The 1,115-nt window shown below is 40.5% G+C and carries 2 protein-coding genes; both read left to right on the plus strand.

Features of this window, described 5'->3' with window-relative positions; all coding sequences use genetic code 11:
* Positions 1 to 525, plus strand: a 525-nt coding sequence (locus tag GY937_16820; GenBank protein MCP5058368.1) for a hypothetical protein, incomplete at its 5' end; no start/stop codon positions are given.
* Positions 522 to 767: a hypothetical protein gene (locus tag GY937_16825; protein MCP5058369.1), complete on the plus strand. Its 246-nt coding sequence runs from the start codon at positions 522 to 524 to the stop codon at positions 765 to 767. The genes GY937_16820 and GY937_16825, both read left to right, overlap by 4 nt.
* Positions 768 to 1,115: the final 348 nt, after the last annotated feature.

Genomic DNA, 1,115 nt, shown 5'->3' on the forward strand with positions numbered 1-1,115 from the left:
TACACAGTACCAGAAGGCACAGAAGGCAATTATGACCATTTGCGCGATATGGCATTAAATGCAAACATGACTAACAAGCAATTTGAATCATTGGTTCAATCAGTTGCTCAATTAGACGCGACTGCCTTAGAATCACAACAAACACAACAAGCTGAAAGTCGTGGTGTAGTAGAGAAAGAATGGGGCGCAGCATTTGACCAAAACAGTTCTAAAGCTATTGCATTGCTAGAAGCTACTGGTGCACCTGATAGCGTTATCGAGTTGGCTAAGTCGGGTAATATTGACGGTGACTCATTACGTTGGTTCCATTCTTTATCGCAAAAAATGAGCGGCGGCGAAGGTTCACAGGCTGTTGAAGATGTTGGCGGAAATCAAGTTATGACTCCTAGTGAAGCTACTGCTCAACTAGATGAAATCATGAGCAACAAAGAAGGGCCTTACTGGAATACGATGCACCCACGACACCAAGAAATACAAGCTAAGGCTATGAAGCTTCGTAAATTACGTGCAGGTAAAGCAGCATGATAGCCACTCGTATAGTTAGAAACGCAGCAACTACGATTAATATTCATGATATTGGCTTTGAAGATTTAACTAATGCCATGGGTGAAGCTAGGTTGTTATTGGCTAGGTTGTCTATTGAGAAAGAAACTCGTTTAAATGCCAAAGCACAAGAAGATGCACAGGTTATCCACAACGAAGAGAAGCAAGAGCGTGATGATTTTGACAAGCACGTTCGTGATGTTGTAGAGAGTAAGCGTTGCTAGCTTTAGGGCTAATCTTGACTATAGGCGCTGTTGTATTAACTTACACAGCGCTTTATTATTTATTAAAGTTTACTAGCAAGATTATAGAAAGATATTTATAGTATGCTATTTTTACGTGCAAAACAAAGCTATACTAATCAAGTCAGCTTGAGGGGGCTGGCACGGCTAGCTAGCCACCATTAATCCCTCGTCAAACCTCCCTCATGTTTATAGTATTCCCTCATGGATTTAGAGGGAATTGCTATGTCTAGGTATCAAGCGTTAATTGGATTTGTTCTTATTTGTCACTTAATCGGCTGTACTATCGTGACTATTAAAGATTCACCTAATACATGTGTAGCTGTAGAA

It is taken from the genome of bacterium (assembly GCA_024228115.1).
In the GTDB taxonomy this organism is placed as follows: domain Bacteria; phylum Myxococcota_A; class UBA9160; order UBA9160; family UBA6930.